We start from the raw sequence: 23106 nt of genomic DNA, 5'->3' as shown, positions 1-23106 counted from the left end.
CCCGGGATGGTGTGGTTGCAGGTGGCTTGTAAGATTCTCTTATCAGAGCTATCTCCTCTGTTCCTGCCCCCATCACTTTGTTTTCCTCACATTACTCCATTGATAGGAAAATAATTAGTTGATATGTTTTAGTTAGTATGTCCGAAGAATCTGATCTTCCGCCCCGATGCTCCGCGATGTGCGGAAATTGCAGTATCGACACCCATGAGTGGGTTACTGTGGTTCGATTTCCTCGCTAACAGCTCACAAGGGGGAGCATAACAAAGTTAATGACAGTCATCTTTCTCGTGAGTGGGAGTCCAACAAAGTCAGTGTGCGGATGAAATATTCGCCTACTGTAGACACGTGGTACCGGATGTTGAAGCCTCCCCAGCGATCACACCAGCCAGACAGACCGTCAAATCGTATGAGCATACACACACTTCACAGTAGATACGACCCCCCAGCGTCTTCGGAAGACACGCCGACACCCGGCGATCAAGCCAGCGAGGAATCGACTACGAGTGGCGACCGACCGCAGACGGTACCGACGGGGACAGACCCACCGGGTACGGAGGATAATTCAGATACAGAAGCTGGATACGATCTCCCTCTAGACCAGACGTTCGAGATACTCAAAAACAGCCGACGGCGCGAGACGATTCGGTATCTAAAAGCTAATGGTGGCGAGACGACGCTGAGCGAGGTGGCCGAACATATCGCTGCTCTGGAAAACGACACGACCGTCCGTGCAATCACCTCGGCACAGCGCAAACGAGTGTATGTCGGTCTCTACCAGTGCCATCTCCCAAAGATGGATGATACCGATGTTATCGAGTTCGATCAAAACCGAGGGACGATTGAACTCGGCCCGAACGCTGCTCAGCTTGACCCGTATCTAGAGGATTCAGAGCGGAGACCGTGGCACAAACTCTATTTGAGCGTTGCAGTGCTTGGCGGGGGCCTGTTCGTGCTTGGTGAAGCGGGGGGAGCACAGTTCGGACTGACGACATCTGCTGTTCTACTGGTCTTGTTGGTTAGTATCACAGCAGCCGCTGTCTGGCACACCTTCACGCTACGGCAGTAATCGGAGAGACGGCGTCACTGGACCTGGGTGGGCGATTCGACGACGAGGCTACCTGATTGTTGGATTGTGACCTGCAATCCCTCGTACTCGAAGGACACTCCGACTTCTGCGTCATTACTGTCGGCACCGAGTAGTGAATTCAGGGCATCAACATCGACTTCGCGGCCGAGTGGTGGCAGATCAGTTGGTCGTTTATCCTTTATGCCTGCTATCGCCTCGACAATCCCTAGTGCGGGTTGTTCGTATCGACTCCAATCTGTCTGGACAAGCTTCTCGCCCGCGGACCCCGTCACGATATGATCGCTTCTAGTGTTGTCAGTCATTGTGGCACCAGCACACAGTTATCTACAGAATGACGATCCATCTTTTGCGCTACTACATATCAGGCGCAGTGGTTATATAAGACTTTTGTGATCATCTGCGTAACTCCAGAGACTCATAACACGTCGCTGATGTCTGATTTAACGGTGGTTTTCATCTCACCAAGTTTGATTGTGATCCCGTCGTCCTGCGCTTCCCTGAGCGCCTGTATCACTCCTGGATCCAGTAGCGACTCCGAACTCGTGAACATAATCTCCTCCTCGGCGGTTTGGATCAGTCGCTCGATCCGTCGAGAGACAGCCTCGTGTCCGTCTGTCGTCCAGATGCCCCGTTGCTCGGTCGACACGGGGTTCGATTCGAGCGAATCCAGTGCCTTTCTGAGTACGTCCGCGTGACGGGTGTACTCCCGCTCGAACCGAGTTCCTGCTGTCTCGGGTGAGATGGGCCAGAACCGCTGGGGAGACCCCTCCTCAATTGTGACCAGTCCTCGCTGTTCGAGTTCGTCGATAGCGTTGTACACCCTGGTTCGAGGGACAGACACGGTGGAACTCACGTCTTGAGCGGTGCCGTGTCCGAGTGTAACGAGCGCGACGAACGTTCGGGCGGCATACGTAGTTCAACCAAATGTCTCCAACTGCTCAAGTACTGTCTCGTGAGCTACTGACTTGTCGTCTATCTCTGTAATCTTGAGTGAACTACCCTGTGAGGGGTAGCCACGCGTGCAGATTCGGGTAGGTTGGGACCATATCCATCACTGCACGCAAGAGACGTTCTCGCTGGCTCCGTAAAATAGTAGTGTGATTAACTGAGTGAATGTAGTCGCAGTCTATACTCTCAAAGTACGCCCAGATTAAGGAACGTAGAACATTGTGTGTGGGGGCGAGTTACGGGAGAGATTCACTGAGTTTGAGATAAACAGTGAAAACGATTATCCGTATTAGTCCGGAAGGCGCAGTAGGTACTGCAGACGCAGTATCATTGGTTGGGACCAATGGATACATTACCAGAGATAGAACAGGCCGTTGAACTGCTACAGCAACTAGGACTCAAAGAGTACGAGGCGAAATCGTTCGTCGCGTTGTCGCGGATTCCAGTTGGGACTGCCAAAGAGATTAGTGAAATCTCCGAGGTGCCGCGAACGCGTGTGTACGACTCCATTAGGGTACTGGAGACGAAAGGACTCGTGGAGAGTCAACAGTCGAGTCCCCAACAGTTTCGTGCCGTCTCCGTCAGTGAAGTGGCGGACACATTAAAAGCACAGTACGTTTCCCGGACTGAAGAGCTCCGTGAGACCTTGGACCGATTAGAGCCAGCGGCGCCCGATACCAAGACGGAACTCACTCACGAGGTGTGGTCGCTGTCCGGATCGACAGCGATTGCAAATCGGACTGTCGACCTGATTGACGAGGCCGAGGAAGAATTGGTCTTCGTGGCCGGTCAGGGTAACAGTCTGAACGGTCGTTTGCTCGAAAAACTCAGATCGGCAGAAAAGCGCGGCGTCAATGTTGTACTCGGAACGGTTGATGAGCCACTTCGCAAAGAGCTTCAGGACCGGGTCTCAGGCGCAGATGTGTTCGTCTCCGGATTGCGGTGGTTGCGGGGTTCGCCTGCGACGGGAGATGACACTGAAATCACTCGACTCCTCTTGATCGACCGGAGCACAATTCTTGTGAGTTCGGCCCACCGACAGACACGAAACGGTCAGCCAGACGAACAGGCAGTGTTCGGCCGTGGGTTCGACAATGGCTTTGTCGCAATCGTTCGCCGTCTGATGGCGACCGGCCTGCTCCCTGAGGATGATCCTGCCGAAGAGGATTAATCTGCTCTCCTCTCTCGAAACCACCGATAACTGAGGTAATCCCAGTATAACAAAACGAATGCGGGACGGCGGTCGGTGTACATATGGTAACTTATCACACGAATGGGCACGATCTCTCGCTTATCACCGACGGCGGTCGTCCCTCGGAAACCGAAGAGAGTGATCCACAACAGCTCAGAGAACTCTTCTGTACTGTCACCGGTACCGAACAGGTTACTGAACGCCAGGAAACCGATACTCGTCGATCGGTCGCCGATAAGACTGATACGTCTCTTCTCGGTGACGTTGTCGACGTCGCTAAGAAGGACGGACTCGACGATACGCTTCCTGAACCGAGTCCGAGCAACTCAGAGTAGCCTATCGAACCACAGTCACCGGAACTGGGCTATCTCGAATGACCGTTTCTGCCGTGTTACCGACAAACAATCGATCGGCGACCGAACTCTCGTGATGGCCAATGACGATTGTGTCGAACTCAGTGGCCCGGTCGACAATTTCGGTCGCTGGTTGCCCGTAGCCGATTATTCCCTCTAGTTCGCGATCCGTTCTGGCGGCAATCTCCTGTGCCCGGTCGAGGATGACTCGAGCGTCTTCGGTCCCCTCCTCTCGGGTTTCCTCGAACATTAATCCGACAGCTTCACCCATCATTCCGGATGGTTCCCCAATGATTGTCAATACGGTGATATCGGCGTCGGGATAGGCATCGAGGGCGAATTCGAGCGCCCGCTCCGTAATCTTCGAGCCGTCCATCGCAACCAACACTCGTGATACCATATCGCTAGGTCACGCCAGAGTGGCATCAATCTTGCCTACGTTCAGTTCACTGGACGTAGTGCTGTTTGCTGTGAATTGCCGTGTCGATACCTTACTGACCAGTCTGGTGATATTTTGTCCGATAGCTAGAAACGACTGAAATGTGCGCTGTCTTCAGCAACATCGGTCACAGCTATCGATTCCCATCAATAACGCTACGCCCGATACAGGGAGTGTAACACTACAAACCAAACCAACGTATGGCTCCTTTTCTTTGAGCTATTTCGCTATTCATCCGGATCAACCGGTCCTTTGTACTTCGATGTAACTGTGTCACCTTCTCTCCACTGCCAGTAGTAGTAGCGGTTGTCGTTGATTTTTTTGATTGTGACCGTAGCCTTCGAGGGGACATCGTCTGGGAGGTTATCGGGGCTATCGTCAATTTCGTCTTCATCTGACTCCTCTTTGAGGCGGTCCTCACGAGTTTTGTGCTCCGATAGCTCCTCAGCATAGCGTGCGACATGCTGGAGCTGATCCGGAGAGTAACTGTTGAGTGTGTCGACGATATCTGTCGGGAGTTCCGCCGGCGGCGTCGGTGGCTCGTAGGACATCGGTGGTCACCTCGTGTTAACCAACAGAGCGTCTATTTGTATAGATTTGTTGGTTAACCAGATCCCGCATCATTACGGGCTGAGAAGCACAAACAGGAAACTGATCGGATATAGACCCTGCCGTTAGATGTCGTCGGAACCGAGCGCAATCTCACCGGCTGTGTCTGCGTCAACGGGCTCCGTCTCCGAAATCTGAATCTCCGTAACCCACTTTACGCTTTCCCAGCAATCCCGACCCTCATCGGTGGGAACGAACCGAGCCGGACCACCGTGTTCAACGGGCAGTGATTCGCCATCAACCTCGACGGCAATGACGGCGTCACGCAGCCGATCGAGCTTGAACGAACACGCGTAGCCCTCATCCATTGATCGGACCAAGCCATACCCCTCCGTCGTGGGAGCTGCGCGTTCGAGAAGGTCACCGACACGAACGCCTCTCCAGTCGAGCCCAGTCGCGACCCACCCCTCGACGCACTCGAAATCTTGGGTGAACGTTTCCAGCGGTAGCGCTCGCATATCCGCCCGCGTGTACTCATGTGTGCGCTCGATAGCACCCGTTATCCGGAGTGACCAGTCGTCCGGATCCACCGAATCTGGGATGGGATGTGTTTCAAGATCGGTCATGTGTTTTGTTGTATACTTCGTGGCGGTCGATCTTGTCAGTATTCGGTCGCCCTTGTAAAAAAGGACAGCCGCGCACATCTTCGCGTCGGAGCTGTGGCTGGGAATCGCGTCCCGGAGCAGTATCCGAATGTCTATTTGGTCCAGCCGACGAATTACCATTGATCGATCTCGATGCCAGTCACCGCTGGGACCCTCGAAACCTGGGCTGAGCGACTCGACAACGCGCTAGACATCTACGCCCGAATTGTCGAGGAGGAACTCGCTGACGCCGAGTACGCAGAACTGTCCGAAGAGAGCAAACGATATATCGCCGAGTGTTGTGAGAACGAACTCGATTCGGCGACCCGACCCGGTGTGGTGCTCGCTGCCAAAATAAACGAGCTGTACCTGGAGGCCCGCAAACAGGAAGCGATGTACATCGAACAAGCACGGGAACAAGGACAGACAGATTGGGGAAGCGTCGTCACCGAGACAGCCTCGATACGTGAGGCCGCCCGGCGAGTCCACACTGCGGGATTTGAAGCTGGCCCAGACCATGACGAGTCGGGTTATGTGCTTCCTGAGGAGATGTGCCCCGCATCCCTCGTTTCGATGAATGCCGGGTCGGCACCGTTCACTGTCGATGACAGGGTTACACAATACGAAGCCTTTGCCCGCCATTTCGATGTCACCCCAGAGGTTGTCTATTATCCGGGAGCTGGTCAAGACGTGAGTCCATCGGCTGCATTTCCAGAGAGTCGCGTTGTCTACGCGGATGTCGACGCGGCAGCGATGGACGAGCTCGATAAGGCCGGCTATGAGACAGTCTCGGCGGACGCGACAGCGCACGAACTCGAGACTGGAGCCGACGTGATTCTCTTCCAGAATGCCGGCCTCATGGAGGAATCGATCGTCGAGCGAAATCTGCGAGAAGGTGGATGGGTACTCGCGAACAATCATCTGGAGTCTGCCGAGCACGTCGACGCGCTGGAGACGGTCGAGTTGGTAGGTGTGATTCCGGATGAGAACCGTCGCGCTGTCAACACGTTGAATCTGGACGGGTATTTGTCCCGTATCGACACTGAACCAGAATCGGCTGTAGACCCGGATTCACAACTCCCGCTCACAAAGGGGTCATCGCTCGACACCTACGTGTTCAGAGCAAAAGGTCGGTGAGAAACGGGAGGAGCACGGATTTAACAGGACACTTGACATACCTCACACAATGTGCAGTTCGTATCCATCGTCGACGAGCGCGTCCACATCGGGCTGATGATCTTCCCCGGTAATCTCGAAACCCTCATCCTCGACAGTCTCGACAACACCCTTGTGGGTCGCGCAATGATTGCAAACGCCGGCAATTAACCCGCGCTCTTTGGCCGCTCTGTAGGCGTCGAGTGCCGGTACAGGACGATCCGACAGTGCCTCGAACCAGAACGTCGAGCCACCGTCGAACCAGACGACAACCTCGTGGCCCGCTTCGTCAAGCTGTGCGGCGTATTCGAGTGGATTTGCGATCTTTCCGGGATTCTCGGGCGGCGACAACAGCAGGAATGCGTGTTTCGACATGACAGTACGTTTGTCGGGACCCCGAATATAGATCCTCGCGAATATCTTTCTCGCACTAACTGAAAACGCGACGTTGCTTGGATCAGGATTCAACCTGCGAATCTGTGAGCTGATCTTCGAGCCAATCGAACTGTGCCGAGAGTTCCCGTCGCCGCTGTCGTTTGATAACCGTCGCGTCAAGCAGTTCTCCGACCACCGCGACATCGAGTGCGAACTCAGTGGCTGCAGTCACTTCGCTACCCGTCTCGGTTTCTGTTACGGTGTATGTTGTTTGCATCGCCTCGAAGATGCCCTCGCGCTGCTCGTAGGCGAGATCCGCTTCCTTATGGTCGGTCAGTTCGAGCGTCAGTTCGATGGTTGCGATCCCAACGCTGTTTGTGACTTCGATGCTCTCGCCGTCGATGGATACTTCGTCGAATCCGGCAGCCATCATGAACGGTTCGAGATCAGTTATTTTCTCTCGCACGGCATCAGGCGATGCGTCGTACGTTCGTGACACTGTAATCGAATCCATGGAAATATAGTGGTCCTTTGTTGTATCGGGGGAAATATCGAGGGGTTTGCTCGTCTTAACGGTTCTTCCGCCACACGAATATCTATATCTGCGCAGATCTTCCCCAAGTAGGTTTACCTGTCCCGTCACGACACTGAACCAAAATCGGCTGTTGACCTGGATTTATTTGGCACTGTTGAGTGAATGTGGCGCTATAGTGACAAGTACTGTCTTTTGCATTTGGGGGAACATTTTATACAAGCCCCACATACAGATAGACACTATGATAGATACTACTCGGCTCGCTGGGCGCGTATCAGAAGGTCGTGGCCCTGTTCCGAACATTGGTCCGGAGCCGACGAAGGAAGAGCTCCGAACCGTCGTTCAACAGCTCAAATCCGAGGGAATCTGTGGCAGGAGAATCGCCGAACATCGGATCGGGCCGTACTTCATCGCAAGTGAGGTCCACGGACAGCGGGAGATCGAACTCCTCGACGATGTGCTCAACGAGGAGTATGCCGGAACAGACCTCTGTATCGAAACGAGAAAGTCCGAGTGTAGCCGCCTGCGGGGCGGCTGTAAGGGTTCACGGTAACCAAATCGTCCGAGTTTTGGAGCAGTAGATACCCTTCACATGCCACCACTTTCATTACAAATGCCAGTAATTCTCAACCATGGTACAGGCACGCCTCCACGTCGAACTGTCCGAGGGGCAGTGGAAGGCAGATATATCACAGCGGTTCTCGGACCACTTGCTTCAAATTCTCAGTATGGTGGCGAACGGCGGCCGAGTCGTCGAAATTGTCGAGATATCCGGCTGTAATACGGACGCTTGCCTCTCGGCAATCAGTTCTCACTCCGACATCGGCACGTTCGAGATCGTCGAGCGCCATTCCAACAGAGCGACTGTTCAACTCGCAACGACCGAACCGGCAGTTCTTTTTTCAGCAATACAGGCCGGCACTCCGATCCTATACCCGATAGAAGTGGAACTGGGGGAACTGATAGCTACTGTTGTTGGCACTCATGAGATAATTTCATCGCTGGGTGACCAGTTCCAAGCTGATGGGTTCGACTTCGAAGTCGCCTATATCCAGTCAAATCGCGACGTGAGTCAAGTACTAACGGAACGACAAGCAGAGGTCCTCTTTACCGCAATCGAACACGGCTATTACCGGTGTCCGCGGCAATGTACGCTGACAGAAATATCCGAAACACTTGATATCGCAAAATCGACCTGCAGCGGGACGTTAAAACGCGCCGAAAAGGCGGTTATCGAGTATTTCTGCCTGCAACAGCAACGAACAGGACAGGATGCTCCGTTGAACGCCGACGCTGTCAGCGGACTGTCTCGTTGATTCCAAGGCACTTGGACGCTGTCCGGCGAAATGTGTGACTTAGCTACCTGTTGTTCATTGTCTGACGTTCGTCACTGTAAATAGTGAATCATCCGACAGGACCGCTCGGACGCGCCCGTGCCAAGCCTCTGCGAACAGTTCGCGGTCCTCCTCACTGGCCGTCCCGTCAATGATCTGCTGGAGATTCCCGAGAGCGGGGCCACCGTCCGGAACATCGCCGACATGGTAGGTCACTTCGACAGTTTTGTCAGTGTCGGTTCGTCGGAACCGGAACGTGGGGTCAGCGCTGTCAGGGGCAAACGCATCGAATGTCAGCATATTTTGTCGATTCCCCAAGCCGCCGGCGAGGCCACCAAAGCCGTCTTCTTGTGCTGCGCCGGTCACGATCGAAATGAGGCGTCCCATGATCCCGTACGTGGCGTCGTCGCGAGGCCCCGCAGCGAGTACCTCGACCTCGCTCCGGACGGGAAGGTCGTCGGGATACAGCGCGTCGAGGCCCAATTGAGTGATGCGATAGGCGCCCGATGCGGTCGGACACGAGTGTCCCGCTGCCTTCACCACATCTTGGTAGGTGACGACGAACGGATCGCCTGGTTCGAGGACGGCGAGTGCCTCCGCGACGGGGTCGCGGATCCGGATCGGTTCGACATCGTATTCAACAGCCCAACTCGAGTTGGTACGGCTCGTGTCGGTCGAATTCGTGGTTTCTGACATTGGTTGTGGATTCTCGTGTGTAGTTGTGGCTCTGTGCTGTTAGTAGCGCAGCAGGCGCATCCCGTTGAGGATGACTGCGAGGACGCTGGCCTCGTGGACGAGCATCCCCAGCGCGAGGGTGACGTAACTCGTCAATACGCCTGCCAGCAGCAGGCTCACCGTCAGCACCGCAAGGCCGACATTCTCGTAGATGTTCCACCGGGTCGCCTTGCTCAGCGTCACCGCGTACGGGATGCGCTCCAGATCATCGGCCATCAGCGCCATATCCGCTGTCTCGATGGCAGTGTCGGTCCCGGCAGCGCCCATAGCAATCCCCACGTCGGCGGTCGCCAGCGACGGTGCGTCGTTGATGCCGTCGCCGACCATCGCCACGACGTGGCCGTCCTCGCGGTACTCCTCGATGACCGCCTGCTTGTCTTCGGGGAGCAATTCTGCACGGTAGTCGTCGATACCGACTTCCTCAGCCACTGCGCTCGCAACGCGCTCGTTGTCGCCGGTCAGCATTACCGTCTCGATACCAGTGTCCTGAAGCTCCTGGACGACGCCAGGCGCCGCCTCGCGGAGTTCGTCGCGCATGGCGATGGCGCCGATGACAACGCCGTCACGCACTATGTGGACGACAGTTTCGCCGCGCTCCTCGCGCTCGCGGACGTAGCCGGCGACTTCTTCGGGGACCCCGATATTGCGTTCGTCGAGCAACGAGCGGTTCCCGACGACGATCTCGCGGCCGTCGTGGTGGGCGATGACGCCTTTCCCGGCGACCACGTCGAAATCGTCCGGTTCGGGAATCGATCGCGCGTCCGTGGCTGTGGATTCGGTGTCTGTCTGGACAGCCGCTGTCCCGCCGTCGGTCACTGGCGTCTGTCGGTTCTGAGCCGCATCGAGGATGGCGTCGCCGAGGTGGTGTTCGCTCTTCTTCTCAGCGATAGCCGCGAGTTCCAGCACATCGCCGGCCTCGGCTTCGAAGCCAGCAACATCGGCCACGGTCGTCTCGCCCTTTGTGAGCGTGCCGGTCTTATCGAAGGCGATAAGATCGATCTTGCCGGCCTGTTCGAGATGCTCGCCACCCTTCATCAGGACACCGCTCCGAGCGGCGTTGCCGATAGCGGAGACGATGCTGACCGGTGGCCCGATCACCAATGCGCCGGGACAGCCGATCACAAGCAGCGTCAGCGACAGAATCGCGTTCTGCGTGACTGCATAGGCCCCGATGGACAGCGCGATTATGCCCGGCGTGTAGTACTTGGCAAATCGGTCGATGAGGCTCTCGGTCGGCGATTGGGCCTCCTGAGCCTTTTCGACGCGACGGATGATCCGCTGGAGCGTCGTGTCCGACCCAGCGCCGGTTGTTCGAACTTCGAGGGCACCCTCTTGGTTGACCGTGCCGGCGTAGACCTCATCGCCGTTGACCTTGTGGACAGGAGCACTTTCGCCAGTCACCGGCGCCTGGTTCACTGCGCTCTCCCCATCGACGACATCGCCATCCACGGGAATCTTCCCGCCGGGCTTGACGATGACTATCTCGCCATCTTCGACTTCACGGGCGGGCACCTCTTTTTGCTCGCCGTCACGGCGTACGGTAGCCGTGTCCGGCGTCATTTCGAGCAGTTCCTCGAGGGCATTGCGCGTCTTCCGCATCGTCCGCCCTTCGAGGTACGATCCCAACGCGAATAGGAAGACCACCGCGGCGGCCTCCCAGTACGATCCGATAGCGATTGCGCCAACGGCGGCCAGCGTCACGAGAGTCTTGATGCCGAGCGTCCGGCTTTTGACCTCGTGGTAGGCGGTCTTGGCAATATCGTAGCCGCCAATGATCGCCGAGAGGATCAAGATCGCGACACTGGCAGTATCGAAAGCGGTGACGTAGCCGAGGGTCCAGCCACCACCGTAGAGGAGGCCGCTCAGCACGACGACGATGGCCTTCCGGTGTTTGCGATAGTATTGATTGATTGATTGGGTATTCATTAATTTTGTTCCTTAGGCGGGTTGGGGCGTATAGCCCTGATTCTCGATGGTCTGTTCGAACGTGGAGGGATCGGCAACGCTTTCGTTGTATTGAATCTCGACACGACCGGTCGTGTAGTGGACCTCAACATCCTCAACACCCTCCTGGTTCAGAAGGGAGCGTTCGACGGTGCTTGCACAGCTCGGACAATCGAAATCCATCACGCGGAATTGCGTTGTTTCGCTCATCACAGTTCTACGTACATTCCGTACCCACTAAAGTATTTTTTAGATGATATGTTTGAGTTCCGATACAGGCTATTTGAGGAGACAAACGGGTCGTCTAGAGCTTTCGCTGGACGACTGGAAAGTAACGTAAAACAGGCTCTATACTACAGGCGTCACCACTTCGCGTGTGCACGGCGTCGATTTCGTCGGGAAATCGGCGGACCCATCAGACCGCGACGCAGAGTTGTCATCCGCCGGTCACGACGAGCGCGAGCCCAGCGGCGGTGTCGATGGCCTCACGATCTGCGACGCGGCTGCCGTCGTCCTGGGTTATTCTTCCAGGGCCGCGCTCTCGTCGGAGTCGATCTTAAATGGCTGGATACGGGCGTCCTCGCTCATCGAACTCAATCGCTCGGATCGGCGCGCCACCTCGTCCATCGCCTCAGCTTGTTCGTCGATCCCTGCGGAAATCTGCTGGACTGAGGCAGTCATCTCCTCGGTCAGCCCCGCCGCATCGTCGATAACTGCGCTGACCTCCTCAGCGTTGTCGGCTTGTGACTCGACTGCCTCAGAAATCTCGGTGACGCCCTCGCTCGTCTCGCCGACCCGGTCTTGTTCACTCTGTGACGGTACGACGAGGGCAATATAAAGACTCGTAATCGGCTATCATTGATGGGAAATACCTTCGGCAGCGAGAGAGTCCTGTTCTTCCTGTGAGGCGGAAGTCGATAATTTCACTTCAATAGTAGCACCTCTACTCATCATTCACGGCTTATCTAATAAGTCGGTACTGCCTTTACTGAACTGCCGTCAGTTACTTCCCATTCTGTCAACAACGTTTACACATGGGTACAAAACAAGTCCGACTCGACGAAGACGTCTACGCTCGTATTCAGGATGAGAAACGTGAAGACGAGACGTTCAGTGATGCGGTTGACCGACTCACTTCCGACTGGAGTCTCGCACAGTGGGCACAGAAGTACGAGACAGATTCCGAAGAAAGTGCCACCCACCGTGAAATGTTGGATGAACTCGACGAGATCGACAAGCAGGAAGCGAAAGATATCGTCGAGCGTGTCGAATGATTTTGGATACAAACTATATAATCGCCCTCGACGAACAGGACCCGGACGCAATCAAGCTGTCGCGGGAGCATGATGCAGCAAATCTCCCACAACGACTGCCAGCAACAGTCCTTTCGGAACTCTACGTCTCGGTCGGTGCGGGACGAAATCCGCACGACAATGCGCTTGCCTACGAGGAATTGGTTGCAAATCTACCCGTCATCGATATCGATAAAAACATCGCCAGGCGTGCAGGAGCGATTCAGGGGGAACATCTTGCCAGCGATACTAAGCCCAACCTTGGTCTTGCTGACGCAACGATTGCTGCAACCGCCCTCGTGTACAATGAACCGGTCGTGACCGACGATACAGATGACTTTGGCAGCGTAGAAGGATCGGAGACCATTTCTTGGAACTGAACTTGTTGTATTGACTGGTTACAGTTGTCTCATAAGTCGTTAACCGCTCGACACAGGTGAGACAGTGACCGCTGAAGAATGTGGTCTGTCTGGATTTAATCAGAAATGTCATGCAAGATACAGAGGGTGTATGCAGCAGACGGCTGCCGTTCGTTTCACTCCATCGGCGGCGAAATGGCCGTTCGGTAGGTGTGCGAACTGAACAGCCCTCCCACCGATTCACTAGTCCACAACGAAATCAAAGACGAGTTGGATGAGGATCCACAACGGAAGGAGATACATTAGCAAAATTGCGACGATCCCGATTGCATCTATCACTTGACTGTTAGCGGTTCCAGGGGCTGTCTGAATGAAAATCAAAATAAGGAACCAGAGTGTGAGAGTTTGGATCAATTCGCTTCTATCCATCGCCACACGAAGGGTGAAATTGTGGACAAGAGTGCTTTCTGATTAGTGTACGATTTTTACCAATGAATATCACAAACGAAGTGTTTGGCGGAATGTGGGCTGGAGCCAGTACGATTCTGGTCGCGGTGCTCTGCATCGGCATGTTCGTATTCACGGGAGATCTCGTCAACATTGGCGAGGTCATAGCGGGCCTTAGCCTCGCTCTTGTTGGATTTGCGCAGGTCCTCTCCCCTCTCGCCATGGTTCAGGCGCCGCAGTCATCGTTGGTGTGGGCTGGCTTGGATGCTCCTTGGTGGTGGGGTCGCCGCGTTTAGCGTAGTCGCCTCACTAACTGTTGGGACGTTCGGTGGCGGGCTGCTCCTCGGGGCACTGTTTGTGCTCTACGGGTGTTTCGTGGTACTCGGTCGATGAACTCACTCTCTTTATCGAGCAATCTCCATCCTCGCTTCTCGCTGATCGGTTGGTGATGACTATGCGCTGTCTATCTTGTACCAACCCACCTGACAAGGATTGGATATGGCGAGCTCGCCAGTGCGCGACTCAGAGGCCAGTGGCTGACATCGGGAGTCATACAACCTCAGGAGCCCCTATTCAATTACCTCGAACTGTTGGCCTGATGGTACAGTGAAACCGCCACCTGAACACGTCTGTGTTCGCTAATCGAGTATGTCGGGGTCGTCTTGATCAAGTGGGTCTTCGACCTCACCAATAATCGTCTCCAGCAGGTCGGTGACAGTCACCTGCCCGACCACATTGCCCTCCTCGATGACGAGCGCGAGTTCCTGCCCTTCCGTCTGGAACTGATCGATCGCATCACTCACGTCGGTATCGGGTGAGAGCGTCATCGGCGGTGCTGCCAGTTCAGTGAACTCGCCGTCACCGGCGAACAGTTCTTCACGGTGGTTGAACAGCGCCGGGCTGTAGACGACTCCACGGAAGTCGGTCAGGTTCTCACCAATCAGCGGATACCGCGTATGTGGATGCTCTTCGAGTTTCCCGAAGTTCGATTCGAGATCGTCTTCAGTAGACAGTGCCACGATATCCTCGGGTGGAATCATAACCTCCTCCACCGATTGCTCGCCAATGGTCAAGGCGTTCATCACTTCCTCACGGCGGTCCTCAGCCACCTCGCCCTCTTTGAGTACCGATCCAAGCTGGTTCCGGAGGTCTGCACGGGTTTTGATGACTTCCTCACCGGTTTCTGTCCATGATTGGGTCATCTCGATGCCGAACAGGCCGAGTGTTGCCTTTGCAACCGAGTCTCCGACCCAGATGGCCGGAGCGAGTATCTTGGCAAGCCAGTATAGCGGTCGTGCTCCATACCGGGCGACCTGCTTAGAGCGCTCGACGCCAAGATACGTCGGTGTCTGCTCGCCGTGTGTGAGATGAACCAGATTGATGAGGAGAAATCCGAGGAGCGAACCCGCCCCGACCGACGCGAGGGTGGTGTTCTCGAACAGGGGCTCGAACAGAGCCGCGAGCCCGGGTTCGGCGATGATCCCCAGTGCGATACTGGTCCCCGAGATCCAGACCTGACACGTCGTTAGATAAAATTCCAAGTCGTTGGTCATCTCCCAGGCAAGTTCGAGCCCAGGCGTGTCGAACTCCGACTTGGGGTACTGTCTGGCTCGGGTTAGCGCGAACTCAATCGCGACGAAATACGCGTTCACCCCGATAAGGATGATGCCACCGAGAATCCGCAGCCCGATCTCAAGCGGTTCCATTGTCTGACGGTATTGATTACCGACAGAAAATAGTGTTCACATCAACCGGGAGCAAGTCACCGACGGGATGAAGATCATACAGTCGACGGGCATGGTGCTGCATATGCGCTTTGTATCTTTTCCCGCTACAGGCTGGATAAAAACCGTCACTGGTGTCTTTGAGATTCACCGAGCACCGAGACGGCCGTTGTTTCGGAGAGTGAGACGCTGTGTGGCCTACTATTAGTCTGTTCAAGTAACATGTGGATACGCTCAACGTGTGAGTCTGTGTGAGCTAAAAAGTACCCGAGATTCGGACAATGGATGACTTGATACGGGGATACGGCGCGATTGGATTGATGATCGTGGGACTGTTTCTGATTGGTTCAATCGTCTTCATCGAATCGTTTGCAGCACAGGGACTTGTTGCGCTGTTCGGACTGGGAGTGGTCCTTCGCGGCGGGCGCGAGTACAGGAAAAGCTAGCCCGAGCGATGCGTTCGTCCCAGAGCCAGCAAACTATGCAGTGGCTCAAGATGCCGTTTCTTCGCACAGACATAGAGCTGCTACCCGTGATTTCCGCGGCGATACTTGTCAGCGATGAGTACACTCTCTATATTCAGCACCTTGTTTGTGACAGCAACTGGGTAAGAGAGTTTGATCGTGCTGAATAGAACGCGCGTTTCTCGCACGGAACTTTTCGGCGAAGATTTCCTCAACGCTGTACGGCCAGAGCTCGAATTCTGGAACACCTCGTGCCCACCTTTGTGACTTGCTGGTAGCGGGATAGGACCGATTCACTCAGCCAGTTGCTCCCGCAGTGTGACCTTGTCGATTTTTTGGGTCGCAGTTCGGGGAAATTCTTCAACGGTTTCGATGCGACGGGGGCGCTTGTACCCTGCGAGGCCGGTATTGTCCCACCAGTCCGCGATGCTTTCAGTTGTGACCTCTCCTTCCGGAGCAACGATAGCCGCCGTAACAGTCTCACCCAGTCGTTCGTGCTCGATCCCGAAGACAGCAACAGCGTCGATGTCAGGATGCTGCTGCAGCGCGTTCTCGACCTCGCTGGGTGCGACGTTTTCTCCACCGGAAATAATCATATCGTCGACGCGGTCAACGTAGTACAGCAGGCCACCCTCGTCTTCGCGAACCACGTCGTCGGTGTGGAGCCAACCGTCGGTAAAGTAGTCCGCGTCCAGCGAACTGTCCCAGTAGCCCGGGGTGATAATATCGCCTTGGAGCAGTAACTCACCTTCTTCGTTTGGGTCCACGTCGACGAGGTCATCGGCAGTGACATCAACGACACGATAATCAACCGCGTGGACTGGTCGCCCCATCAGGCCCGGTTGACGTTCAGTGTCGGGGCCGTATGTGACGCTCAACCCGGTGTTTTCGGTCTGGCCGTAGTAGTTGCGCAGTGTGTCGACCCCGAACACCGACTGAAAGGAGTCGAGCGTCTTCTCTGTCGCAGGCGACCCACCGTAGAAGACTTGCTTGAGCGACGAGGTGTCGTGGGCGCGGGCCTCGTCCGTATTGAGGGCATCGAGCATCATCGTCGGAATCAACCCCGTGAGGGTTGCCTCGTGGGTCTCGACCAGCTTTGCCCATTCCCCAGCGTCCCATGCCGGCTGGACGACTACCGTTGCTCCCTCCAGCAACGCTGGTAGCGCCCCACCATATAAGCCACCGACGTGAAACAGCGGAACGGCGACCAGCGAAACATCCGTCCGCGTCATATCAAAGTGCGTGACGTTCACATCAAGCTGGGCCCCGACGTTGCGGTGGGTCTGGACAACCCCCTTCGGTCGGCCGGTCGTCCCAGAGGTATACATCACGACAGCGGGGTCATCGTCAAGTTGGCGTTCGGTCTTGGGTGCCGACTCCGCCGCTGGCAGGGCGTTCCGGTCAAAGTTACCGTCCTGTTCGACGAACAGCGTCGTCTCCTCGCTCAATCCGTCTACGCGGTTTTGAAGAGCCGCCACGTTATCTTCGAAGGTGTCAGATCCGATGAGGGCAGCGGGCCCCAGATCTGACAGCGTGTACGTCAACTCCTCCAGCCCGAACCGTGTGTTGATCGGACTGGCAACAGCCCCTACGCGCCAAATACCAAGCATCACCGGTAGATACGCGGCCGTATCCGGAAGATAGACTGCAACTTGATCTCCTTCGCCCAGACCACGGTCGGCCAGCCACGCTGATACTTGCTTAGTTTGTCGATCTAAATCATCATACGTGAGTTCCGTGTCACCTGTTCCGACAATCGCTGTTTCTGAGGCGCACTCGTCCATCCGATGGTGGAACCTGACAGCTACGTTCATTTTTCATGATCCATGCTACCGGGGAACAAATAAATATTCCGGTAATTAATAACGCCGATCATGATGCCATCCGATGACAGTGTGCCGCAGTTGATTGCCGTTGTAAGGGTTGCCTCCGACTGTAATTCCTAACACCACTTTCGACGGTAGATTCAAGAGCGACGTTACTCACTCCTCTGGTATGGGTGACACTGTCAAGTACGAAACCGACGGACGTATCGCCACGCTGACGCTGGATCGGCCGGACCGGTATAATGCAATAGACGACGACATGCCGGCTGATCTGCGGGCGGCCGTTGAGCGGGCCGATACTGACCCTGAGGTCCACGTAATTGTGCTTACCGGTGCAGGCGAGGCATTCTGTTCAGGGTACGATCTTGAACACTACGCTGAGCAACCAAGACCGACCACTGGCAGCCAAGAGATGCCTTGGGACCCCATGCAGGACTACCGGATGATGAAATCTAATACTGAGAATTTCATGAGCCTGTGGCATAGCCACACGCCCGTCCTAGCGAAGGTTGACGGTCCCGCAGTTGCCGGTGGAAGCGATATCGCTCTTTGTGCAGACCTGATCCTGATGGCAGAGGATGCACCGATTGGCTATCCCCCAGCACGGGTATGGGGCTGCCCGACGACGATGATGTGGGTCTATCGACTCGGCCCTGCTGGCGCAAAACGGATGCTCTTTACTGGGGATCTGGTTGAGGGCACCGAGGCAGCCGAGATGGGACTGGTTTGGGAGGCGGTTCCAGCCGAGGAACTGGACGAACGCGCCAATGAATTAGCTGCCAGAATTGCAGGCGTCCCTACGAACCAGTTGATGATGCAAAAACGTGTGATCAATCAAGCCTACGAAAACATGGGGCTGGAAACAACCCAAATGTTCGCGACGCTGTTCGATGGAATAACTCGTCACACACCCGAAGGTGTCGCCTTCAAAGAGCGATGCGAGGAGGTCGGGTTCAAACAGGCCGTCGCAGAGCGTGATCGAGGCGAACTGTTCTAACTGGTCTCATGTGAGTGTCTTTCCGAAACGAGGGTGTTATAGAAACATTCACAGCCAATCTGCTGCGGTGTAATCTTCGGGACTCAAAAGATGTTGAAATAACTATCTTATATGTCGTTTTCGTTTCCCTGCATATGAGGATAGTAATCGTACAAACAGATAGGAATCGACGGTGACAGTTCGTTCGGTCAAGTGGAGGTATTGGACGGTCGCTGCAAGAGACGTAGCTTCATCCAGCACGACGTTGCTGAGAGTGCCTACATATTCGGTGTTGGAATTCCCTGAGAGCTCGACGGTGTCCGCTGTGCTAATGAGTGCGCCGGTGAGTCTCTCTTTTGATCCCAGGCCAGCAATATCGACTGCGTCAGTTTTGATCACTCCGTAGAATGAGGTAACTCGATCGAGGCCAGCCGAATACAGGAACAATTGCGGTTCCTAGCTTTTTGTGCCCCACTCAGTCTGGCATTTCATTTTGTATTCGCCGTCGACGTACCCGGGCAGCCGGAGGACCAACTCAGTGGCGGGGGTCGCAACGACAACAGCATCGTTCTACGATTCGCATTCGGACAGATGAGCTTTCTCTACACAGGTGATGCAGAAGAGGTCTAGGAGTCCTACCTCGTCGACGAGTATGGTGGTGAGCTAAACTCGACGGTCTACAAGGCCGGTCATCACGGCAGCAGCAGCTCCAGTAGTGATGGCCTCCTGGATGCGGTAGAGCCGCGAGTCGCTGTCATTTCCAGTTCCTTCTCAAGACGGGCCTCGCGAGCTTTGTGCTCTGCCAGCTCCTCAGCGTCGCGTGCGACATGCTGGAGCTGGTCCGGAGAGTTGCCGTTGAGTGTGTTGACGATCTCTGTTGGGAGCTCCGCCGGCGGCGTCGGTGGCTCGTCAGACATCAGTGGTCGCCTCGTATTAACCAACAATGTCCGTATTGGCATAGATTTGTTGGTTAATCTGGTATCGTCTCGCCACTCGCCAAAGAGTATGAATAGCAAACTATTCGCGAATAGGACGTTACCGAAGTTGAACCGTATTCCCGTCGCGCTTGAGAACCTGCTTTGCAACGAGTCGCTCAATCGCGTCGTCGACGGCGTCTTCCTGGTCGTCCGACAGCGCTCGCACATTCGTAAGGACTCGCTCTCGGATGGCGTCGACGGTGTCGATGCCGTCGTCCATTGCTCCCAGAACAGTGTATTCGATCTCGAATTCCGACGCAAACTCTTCGATGCGGGACGTGAATGTGCTCGGAAGTCCAGAGAGCGAGTTTATTGCCATTTCGATCGCGAACAACGGATGCGAGCGGTCACGGATCCGCTGTGCTTCATGCCAGTGTTGAATGGCCGCTGCTCGTCGATTTCGGCCAGAATCGATTCGTAGTCTAGGCCACGCTGGGCGTATTTCCGCATATCTTCGATGTCGCGTCGACGACCACCCGCGAGGTCACCGCCATGGGGTGCGAGATAGTAGTGTTCCGGGTAGTCAATATAGATCTCTGTAGCCTCTGTTAATCATTGGAGAATCGATTGTATCCCGTGATCGTGATCGAGGGCAGGCGGGTGTTTTCCTCGAGCGCTAGCAGGAGGTTCCGAGCGTACTCCTTATGCTGCTCGTCAATTCTATCCCAAGACTCTCCTCAGTTGATCAGGTTGTCATGCACGGGCGTTGTGAGTGTCCGCTGGTCGACCGTACAGAACACTGGCCACCGTTCCGCTTGTGGATCTATCAACTTCTGATAGCTTTGAAGTGGGAAAGATACCCCGATTGGGGACGCTCGCGAAATTCCGCTGCTGGTTCTTTCGGTAGACTTCTATAGTCCATTATTGAGCGGGATCTCCGATGAACTGGTCAGACTCGGTAATGTCGATCGCCACGATACCGACCCGAAAGAATTCTTCTGTCTACGGATGTGTTAAACGCTATACGCTGGCGGTGCTAGACGTGCACCGCTCTATCGAACGCGAGCACGACACGAGGCTATCTGGCTACTGTTCGAGGTCAAGGTCAAACGCCTCCGCAAGTCGGTCCTGCATCGCGTCGCGAAGATACTCACGACGTTTTTCTTCAGAGAGGTAGTTCCGAAATACGACCATTGGGTCACTGCTGCCCTGTTCGTGAGCGACACTCTGGAGGCGTTCGATAACTGCCTCGACGGCGTCAGCGTACGCGCTGTACCAGAAGCGCCGTCCCATTTTCGAGGTTGGACGCTCATTGCGAACACGCACGTCCGCGCGTGCGGCGATTGATTTGAACCGGCGATTGAGAGTCTCTCCAGTTACGTGGTCACGCCGAGCGTCTGGTGAGGGAAACAGATATCCGTTCCACTCCTCGCGATCTGATAGCTGGCTAATCCGGGCGTTGAGAACATCCTGGCCGTAAATCAACGCCACTGTTCCGGGACCATTCTTCCGGGTGTCGAAGGCAAGATGCGCCGAATCAGCTTGTAGTTCGATGTTCTGGACATTGAGGTTCGCCAACTCACTTCGACGGAGTCCCCACGCACATAATCCCAAGACGATCAGATCCTCTTCGATGTTGTCAGAAGTCGCTGCGAGTTGACCGACCTGTTCAGGCGAGAGTGCCGGGTTATCTCGCTTTGGGACGTTCCATTCGTGGTCGTATCGAACAGGATTGAATGCACCGTAGCCGCGGTCAACAAACCAATTGTAGAGATCGTCGATGTCAGATCGATATCGGCGCTTCGAGTCGTTGCTTTCGAGCTCTTCATCAAGCACGTCGAAGACGGCTGTGACGCGCTGAATTTCTTTAGGTTGGTCAGCCACGTCGGTGATACGGGAGACGATCGCTGCTGTCCCGTGGAGGTCTTCGTAGTGCCGAAGAAACTCCGCGATACGGGAACGCTTTGACTGGAGGGTACTCTCCGCTGCTGCCCCCCGTTGTTGTGACCGGAAGTACTGTTCGAGGTATTCGATCACTTGTTCGGTCTCGATTCCCCACTCGTAGGCGACATCTGTCTCGTCTTCTCCGATTCCAACAGTTCGTTCGAAGAATTCAGAGAGTGTCATCCCGTGATGTTCCCGAACAGTGTATTGCAGGCCACTATAGCCGTGGTCAACGAGCCACTGGTAGGATGGAATATCCTCGTTTGGATCGTACCCTTCGCGCCGGCGTTCGGGAGCAATTTCGTGCTCGTAGAAGTCGACGAGTTCGTCGAGTGATTTCCGCGACCAGTTGTAGGTTCGCTCACTCACGGAAATCCCGGGGAAGAACCCCGTGTGCGTTCCCATGTGGTGATTCTAAGACAGGTGATTTCATACTGTAGAATCTATCTAACAGAATAATAATAGTATTGATTATCCACTTGTCTGTAAGAGACACACGAAATAAGCAATTTACTCGTCTCAATATACGCTGTGGGAATAAACTATATGTTGCAATACGAATCTAATAGTCGTATCCCCACTCTCGAAGCTTTGCAGCAATTTCTTCGGAATGCTGAAATCCTACCAAAAGTGCGGCTTCTCGGAGATCTGCTTTCTTAACAGACTCATCGAGAAGCGTTTCGACATCAGTTTTCACTTCCCGCTGTTGGTCTACAGTAGAGTCCTGCAGATGAAGCTGGACTGTTTTCTCTCGCCCATCAGTAATACTTGAGCGCTCGTAGATCCAGGGAAGTCCTGTATCAGCTGAGGCCGTCTCAGTTTCTGCACTCAACGGCTGACCAGAAGTATCAATTACAGAGTCCGATATAGACGCTGTTGATTCGTCTTGTTCATCATCATTACCGAGTGGATCATCGGTACTCGCACCGTCCTTGAATCCGGTCATGCGTCCACCCGTCAGAGTCTCAAGCTCACCAGGCTCTGGCGGTGACGGGGCTTTCAAACCAACTTGTTCTTCTAGATTCCGTGCAATCCGATCCAGTTGCTCTAGAGTTTCAACCTCATGTTCTCTGGGGTAGTTACGATACTCCTGTTGGTAGGCAAAAGCCGAACACTGTTGTTTCCAGCATCCTTCCATGAGAGCTGTCCGGTCACCAATCACCTCCGGCGTTGGAAACGAAATCTCGTTGAGCATCTCCTGTCGGTCGACGGTCCCCTTGAACCCGACTGGGATAGCAGCAAGAACGCCGACATCGATGTTCAGTTGATCAGCAAAGTTCGTTGCAAGTGCCTCAAGCCCTTCAACCGATGCTTGTCCTTTAGCACTCGGCTCAATCGGGATTACGAGATTTCGTGTGGCGTAAATTGCGTTATAAAGATGATCGGACTCAGTCGCTGGAGGGTCACAGATCAGTACATCGTAGTTGTCCTGAACGTCTGCTTCACGGAGGACACGTTGTAACTGGGCGTATATATTGTACGCATCGCCAAGATCTTCCTCTTTCTGTTGCTCCCGATGGAGGTGTGTCGAAAGATCTGACAACATATTGTGCTCTGCAACGATATCTACCCCCTCCTTTGTTCGAAGGAGACTCTGGAACGGCGCCCCTTCGGGCTTTGAACCATATGTCGGACCAAGTTGTCGGCGTTTCCGGTAGCCCGATCATCGTCGACACCTAGGAGACGGCTAAGATTCCCATCTTGTGGGTCCATTGGGACTACTAAAACATTGAGACCGGCGCGTGCATCGTGTTCAGATAAGCTGATTTCACGCGAAAGCGAATCTTCGTAAAACGGAGGTCGGAGAAGTGCTTCGAGGCTCCACGCAAGACCAGATCGAACAGCACTATCCCGACGATTACAACGA

26 protein-coding genes and 2 pseudogenes are annotated in these 23106 nt (G+C 54.9%); 10 read left to right on the top strand and 18 right to left on the bottom strand.

Annotation, left to right across the window (positions count from 1 at the left end; all coding sequences use genetic code 11):
• The first annotated feature begins 406 nt into the window (after positions 1–406).
• Entirely contained in the window at positions 407–1066 is a 660-nt protein-coding gene (locus V8P86_RS17830) for a DUF7344 domain-containing protein (protein WP_336328642.1), read from the top strand.
• Positions 1067–1080: 14 nt separating this feature from the next.
• Here the strand turns inward: V8P86_RS17830 and V8P86_RS17825 are convergent, their stop codons facing one another.
• Both V8P86_RS17825 and V8P86_RS17820 read right to left on the bottom strand, forming a co-directional pair.
• A complete protein-coding gene (locus V8P86_RS17825) occupies positions 1081–1389 on the bottom strand; it encodes a HalOD1 output domain-containing protein (RefSeq protein ID WP_336328641.1) in 309 nt (102 codons plus the stop codon).
• 113 nt (positions 1390–1502) lie between these two features.
• Positions 1503–1988: pseudogene (locus V8P86_RS17820) on the bottom strand (TrmB family transcriptional regulator); the annotation flags it as partial.
• Between the two features lie 390 nt (positions 1989–2378).
• On the opposite strand from V8P86_RS17820, the gene V8P86_RS17815 reads away from it, so the two are divergent.
• Together V8P86_RS17815 and V8P86_RS17810 are read left to right on the top strand one after the other, a co-directional pair.
• Positions 2379–3206 carry a TrmB family transcriptional regulator gene (locus V8P86_RS17815; protein WP_336328640.1) on the top strand — a complete coding sequence of 276 codons (828 nt, stop codon included), beginning with the start codon at positions 2379–2381 and terminating at the stop codon, positions 3204–3206.
• A gap of 83 nt (positions 3207–3289) precedes the next feature.
• Positions 3290–3562 (top strand): hypothetical protein, encoded by a 273-nt coding sequence (locus V8P86_RS17810; protein ID WP_336328639.1) that lies wholly within the window; start codon positions 3290–3292, stop codon positions 3560–3562.
• Between the two features lies 1 nt (position 3563).
• Here V8P86_RS17810 and V8P86_RS17805 read toward each other — a convergent pair whose 3' ends face one another.
• The 3 genes from V8P86_RS17805 to V8P86_RS17795 form a co-directional block, all read right to left on the bottom strand.
• A complete protein-coding gene (locus tag V8P86_RS17805; RefSeq protein ID WP_336328638.1) occupies positions 3564–3980 on the bottom strand; it encodes a universal stress protein in 417 nt (138 codons plus the stop codon).
• Between the two features lie 266 nt (positions 3981–4246).
• Positions 4247–4570, bottom strand: coding sequence for a DUF6788 family protein (locus tag V8P86_RS17800; RefSeq protein ID WP_336328637.1), 324 nt, complete (start codon positions 4568–4570; stop codon positions 4247–4249).
• Positions 4571–4693: 123 nt separating this feature from the next.
• Positions 4694–5353, bottom strand: a complete 660-nt coding sequence (locus V8P86_RS17795; RefSeq protein ID WP_336328636.1) for a molybdopterin-dependent oxidoreductase — start codon at positions 5351–5353, stop codon at positions 4694–4696.
• Between the two features lie 12 nt (positions 5354–5365).
• Between V8P86_RS17795 and V8P86_RS17790 the strand changes: the two genes are divergently transcribed.
• A complete protein-coding gene (locus V8P86_RS17790) occupies positions 5366–6349 on the top strand; it encodes a hypothetical protein (protein WP_336328635.1) in 984 nt (327 codons plus the stop codon).
• 42 nt (positions 6350–6391) lie between these two features.
• On the opposite strand, the gene V8P86_RS17785 is transcribed toward V8P86_RS17790, so the two are convergent.
• On the bottom strand, positions 6392–6742 hold the full coding sequence (locus tag V8P86_RS17785; RefSeq protein WP_336328634.1) for a DsrE family protein: 351 nt from the start codon (positions 6740–6742) through the stop codon (positions 6392–6394).
• Between the two features lie 82 nt (positions 6743–6824).
• Positions 6825–7256, bottom strand: a complete 432-nt coding sequence (locus V8P86_RS17780) for an SRPBCC family protein (RefSeq protein ID WP_336328633.1) — start codon at positions 7254–7256, stop codon at positions 6825–6827.
• 262 nt (positions 7257–7518) lie between these two features.
• On the opposite strand from V8P86_RS17780, the gene V8P86_RS17775 reads away from it, so the two are divergent.
• Both V8P86_RS17775 and V8P86_RS17770 read left to right on the top strand, forming a co-directional pair.
• Complete coding sequence (locus V8P86_RS17775) at positions 7519–7830, top strand: hypothetical protein (protein ID WP_336328632.1); 312 nt, start codon at positions 7519–7521, stop codon at positions 7828–7830.
• A gap of 79 nt (positions 7831–7909) precedes the next feature.
• Positions 7910–8593: a helix-turn-helix domain-containing protein gene (locus V8P86_RS17770; protein WP_336328631.1), complete on the top strand. Its 684-nt coding sequence runs from the start codon at positions 7910–7912 to the stop codon at positions 8591–8593.
• A 54-nt stretch (positions 8594–8647) separates the two neighbouring features.
• Here the strand turns inward: V8P86_RS17770 and V8P86_RS17765 are convergent, their stop codons facing one another.
• The 4 genes from V8P86_RS17765 to V8P86_RS17750 all read right to left on the bottom strand — a co-directional run bounded on the left by V8P86_RS17765 (position 8648) and on the right by V8P86_RS17750 (position 11971).
• Complete coding sequence (locus V8P86_RS17765) at positions 8648–9307, bottom strand: hypothetical protein (protein WP_336328630.1); 660 nt, start codon at positions 9305–9307, stop codon at positions 8648–8650.
• 39 nt (positions 9308–9346) lie between these two features.
• Positions 9347–11272: a heavy metal translocating P-type ATPase gene (locus V8P86_RS17760; RefSeq protein ID WP_336328629.1), complete on the bottom strand. Its 1926-nt coding sequence runs from the start codon at positions 11270–11272 to the stop codon at positions 9347–9349.
• 12 nt (positions 11273–11284) lie between these two features.
• Complete coding sequence (locus tag V8P86_RS17755) at positions 11285–11500, bottom strand: heavy-metal-associated domain-containing protein (RefSeq protein ID WP_336328628.1); 216 nt, start codon at positions 11498–11500, stop codon at positions 11285–11287.
• Positions 11501–11809: 309 nt separating this feature from the next.
• Positions 11810–11971: a hypothetical protein gene (locus tag V8P86_RS17750; protein ID WP_336328627.1), complete on the bottom strand. Its 162-nt coding sequence runs from the start codon at positions 11969–11971 to the stop codon at positions 11810–11812.
• A 353-nt stretch (positions 11972–12324) separates the two neighbouring features.
• Here V8P86_RS17750 and V8P86_RS17745 point away from each other — a divergent pair, with 353 nt between their 5' ends.
• Positions 12325–12564 carry an antitoxin VapB family protein gene (locus V8P86_RS17745; protein WP_336328626.1) on the top strand — a complete coding sequence of 80 codons (240 nt, stop codon included), beginning with the start codon at positions 12325–12327 and terminating at the stop codon, positions 12562–12564.
• Entirely contained in the window at positions 12561–12962 is a 402-nt protein-coding gene (locus V8P86_RS17740; RefSeq protein ID WP_336328625.1) for a PIN domain-containing protein, read from the top strand. The genes V8P86_RS17745 and V8P86_RS17740 overlap by 4 nt, the downstream gene beginning before the upstream one ends.
• A gap of 1064 nt (positions 12963–14026) precedes the next feature.
• Here V8P86_RS17740 and V8P86_RS17735 read toward each other — a convergent pair.
• Positions 14027–15094 carry a CNNM domain-containing protein gene (locus V8P86_RS17735; protein ID WP_336328624.1) on the bottom strand — a complete coding sequence of 356 codons (1068 nt, stop codon included), beginning with the start codon at positions 15092–15094 and terminating at the stop codon, positions 14027–14029.
• A 299-nt stretch (positions 15095–15393) separates the two neighbouring features.
• Between V8P86_RS17735 and V8P86_RS17730 the strand changes: the two genes are divergently transcribed.
• Positions 15394–15558: a hypothetical protein gene (locus V8P86_RS17730; RefSeq protein ID WP_336328623.1), complete on the top strand. Its 165-nt coding sequence runs from the start codon at positions 15394–15396 to the stop codon at positions 15556–15558.
• Positions 15559–15869: 311 nt separating this feature from the next.
• Here V8P86_RS17730 and V8P86_RS17725 read toward each other — a convergent pair whose 3' ends face one another.
• Positions 15870–17390, bottom strand: a complete 1521-nt coding sequence (locus V8P86_RS17725) for a class I adenylate-forming enzyme family protein (RefSeq protein WP_336328622.1) — start codon at positions 17388–17390, stop codon at positions 15870–15872.
• Between the two features lie 181 nt (positions 17391–17571).
• On the opposite strand from V8P86_RS17725, the gene V8P86_RS17720 reads away from it, so the two are divergent.
• Positions 17572–18399 carry a crotonase/enoyl-CoA hydratase family protein gene (locus V8P86_RS17720; protein ID WP_336328621.1) on the top strand — a complete coding sequence of 276 codons (828 nt, stop codon included), beginning with the start codon at positions 17572–17574 and terminating at the stop codon, positions 18397–18399.
• 671 nt (positions 18400–19070) lie between these two features.
• Here V8P86_RS17720 and V8P86_RS17715 read toward each other — a convergent pair.
• From V8P86_RS17715 to V8P86_RS17700, 5 genes and pseudogenes are all read right to left on the bottom strand, one after another.
• Positions 19071–19295 (bottom strand): hypothetical protein, encoded by a 225-nt coding sequence (locus V8P86_RS17715; protein ID WP_336328660.1) that lies wholly within the window; start codon positions 19293–19295, stop codon positions 19071–19073.
• Positions 19296–19413: 118 nt separating this feature from the next.
• Positions 19414–19674 carry a hypothetical protein gene (locus V8P86_RS17710; RefSeq protein WP_336328620.1) on the bottom strand — a complete coding sequence of 87 codons (261 nt, stop codon included), beginning with the start codon at positions 19672–19674 and terminating at the stop codon, positions 19414–19416.
• Positions 19675–20381: 707 nt separating this feature from the next.
• Complete coding sequence (locus tag V8P86_RS17705; protein WP_336328619.1) at positions 20382–21644, bottom strand: tyrosine-type recombinase/integrase; 1263 nt, start codon at positions 21642–21644, stop codon at positions 20382–20384.
• A 157-nt stretch (positions 21645–21801) separates the two neighbouring features.
• Positions 21802–22185 (bottom strand): DUF7970 domain-containing protein, encoded by a 384-nt coding sequence (locus V8P86_RS19110; protein ID WP_503629736.1) that lies wholly within the window; start codon positions 22183–22185, stop codon positions 21802–21804.
• Positions 22186–22203: 18 nt separating this feature from the next.
• Positions 22204–23006 (bottom strand): annotated as a pseudogene (locus V8P86_RS17700) (ParA family protein); the annotation flags it as partial.
• Positions 23007–23106 lie beyond the last annotated feature (100 nt).

This window comes from Halovenus anhuiensis (assembly GCF_037080055.1).
Classification (GTDB): Archaea; Halobacteriota; Halobacteria; order Halobacteriales; family Haloarculaceae; genus Halovenus.
The sequence above is the reverse complement of the archived record's forward strand: the minus strand, read 5'-3'. Positions and strand labels throughout refer to the sequence as shown.

Coding starts and splice junctions, on each gene's coding strand:
- V8P86_RS17830 (WP_336328642.1), top strand. CDS start 407: ATGAGCATACACACACTTCACAGTAGATACGACCCCCCAGCGTCTTCG.
- V8P86_RS17825 (WP_336328641.1), bottom strand. CDS start 1,389: ATGACTGACAACACTAGAAGCGATCATATCGTGACGGGGTCCGCGGGC.
- V8P86_RS17815 (WP_336328640.1), top strand. CDS start 2,379: ATGGATACATTACCAGAGATAGAACAGGCCGTTGAACTGCTACAGCAA.
- V8P86_RS17810 (WP_336328639.1), top strand. CDS start 3,290: ATGGTAACTTATCACACGAATGGGCACGATCTCTCGCTTATCACCGAC.
- V8P86_RS17805 (WP_336328638.1), bottom strand. CDS start 3,980: ATGGTATCACGAGTGTTGGTTGCGATGGACGGCTCGAAGATTACGGAG.
- V8P86_RS17800 (WP_336328637.1), bottom strand. CDS start 4,570: ATGTCCTACGAGCCACCGACGCCGCCGGCGGAACTCCCGACAGATATC.
- V8P86_RS17795 (WP_336328636.1), bottom strand. CDS start 5,353: ATGGTAATTCGTCGGCTGGACCAAATAGACATTCGGATACTGCTCCGG.
- V8P86_RS17790 (WP_336328635.1), top strand. CDS start 5,366: ATGCCAGTCACCGCTGGGACCCTCGAAACCTGGGCTGAGCGACTCGAC.
- V8P86_RS17785 (WP_336328634.1), bottom strand. CDS start 6,742: ATGTCGAAACACGCATTCCTGCTGTTGTCGCCGCCCGAGAATCCCGGA.
- V8P86_RS17780 (WP_336328633.1), bottom strand. CDS start 7,256: ATGGATTCGATTACAGTGTCACGAACGTACGACGCATCGCCTGATGCC.
- V8P86_RS17775 (WP_336328632.1), top strand. CDS start 7,519: ATGATAGATACTACTCGGCTCGCTGGGCGCGTATCAGAAGGTCGTGGC.
- V8P86_RS17770 (WP_336328631.1), top strand. CDS start 7,910: ATGGTACAGGCACGCCTCCACGTCGAACTGTCCGAGGGGCAGTGGAAG.
- V8P86_RS17765 (WP_336328630.1), bottom strand. CDS start 9,307: ATGTCAGAAACCACGAATTCGACCGACACGAGCCGTACCAACTCGAGT.
- V8P86_RS17760 (WP_336328629.1), bottom strand. CDS start 11,272: ATGAATACCCAATCAATCAATCAATACTATCGCAAACACCGGAAGGCC.
- V8P86_RS17755 (WP_336328628.1), bottom strand. CDS start 11,500: ATGAGCGAAACAACGCAATTCCGCGTGATGGATTTCGATTGTCCGAGC.
- V8P86_RS17750 (WP_336328627.1), bottom strand. CDS start 11,971: ATGACTGCCTCAGTCCAGCAGATTTCCGCAGGGATCGACGAACAAGCT.
- V8P86_RS17745 (WP_336328626.1), top strand. CDS start 12,325: ATGGGTACAAAACAAGTCCGACTCGACGAAGACGTCTACGCTCGTATT.
- V8P86_RS17740 (WP_336328625.1), top strand. CDS start 12,561: ATGATTTTGGATACAAACTATATAATCGCCCTCGACGAACAGGACCCG.
- V8P86_RS17735 (WP_336328624.1), bottom strand. CDS start 15,094: ATGGAACCGCTTGAGATCGGGCTGCGGATTCTCGGTGGCATCATCCTT.
- V8P86_RS17730 (WP_336328623.1), top strand. CDS start 15,394: ATGGATGACTTGATACGGGGATACGGCGCGATTGGATTGATGATCGTG.
- V8P86_RS17725 (WP_336328622.1), bottom strand. CDS start 17,390: ATGAACGTAGCTGTCAGGTTCCACCATCGGATGGACGAGTGCGCCTCA.
- V8P86_RS17720 (WP_336328621.1), top strand. CDS start 17,572: ATGGGTGACACTGTCAAGTACGAAACCGACGGACGTATCGCCACGCTG.
- V8P86_RS17715 (WP_336328660.1), bottom strand. CDS start 19,295: ATGTCTGACGAGCCACCGACGCCGCCGGCGGAGCTCCCAACAGAGATC.
- V8P86_RS17710 (WP_336328620.1), bottom strand. CDS start 19,674: ATGGCAATAAACTCGCTCTCTGGACTTCCGAGCACATTCACGTCCCGC.
- V8P86_RS17705 (WP_336328619.1), bottom strand. CDS start 21,644: ATGGGAACGCACACGGGGTTCTTCCCCGGGATTTCCGTGAGTGAGCGA.
- V8P86_RS19110 (WP_503629736.1), bottom strand. CDS start 22,185: ATGACCGGATTCAAGGACGGTGCGAGTACCGATGATCCACTCGGTAAT.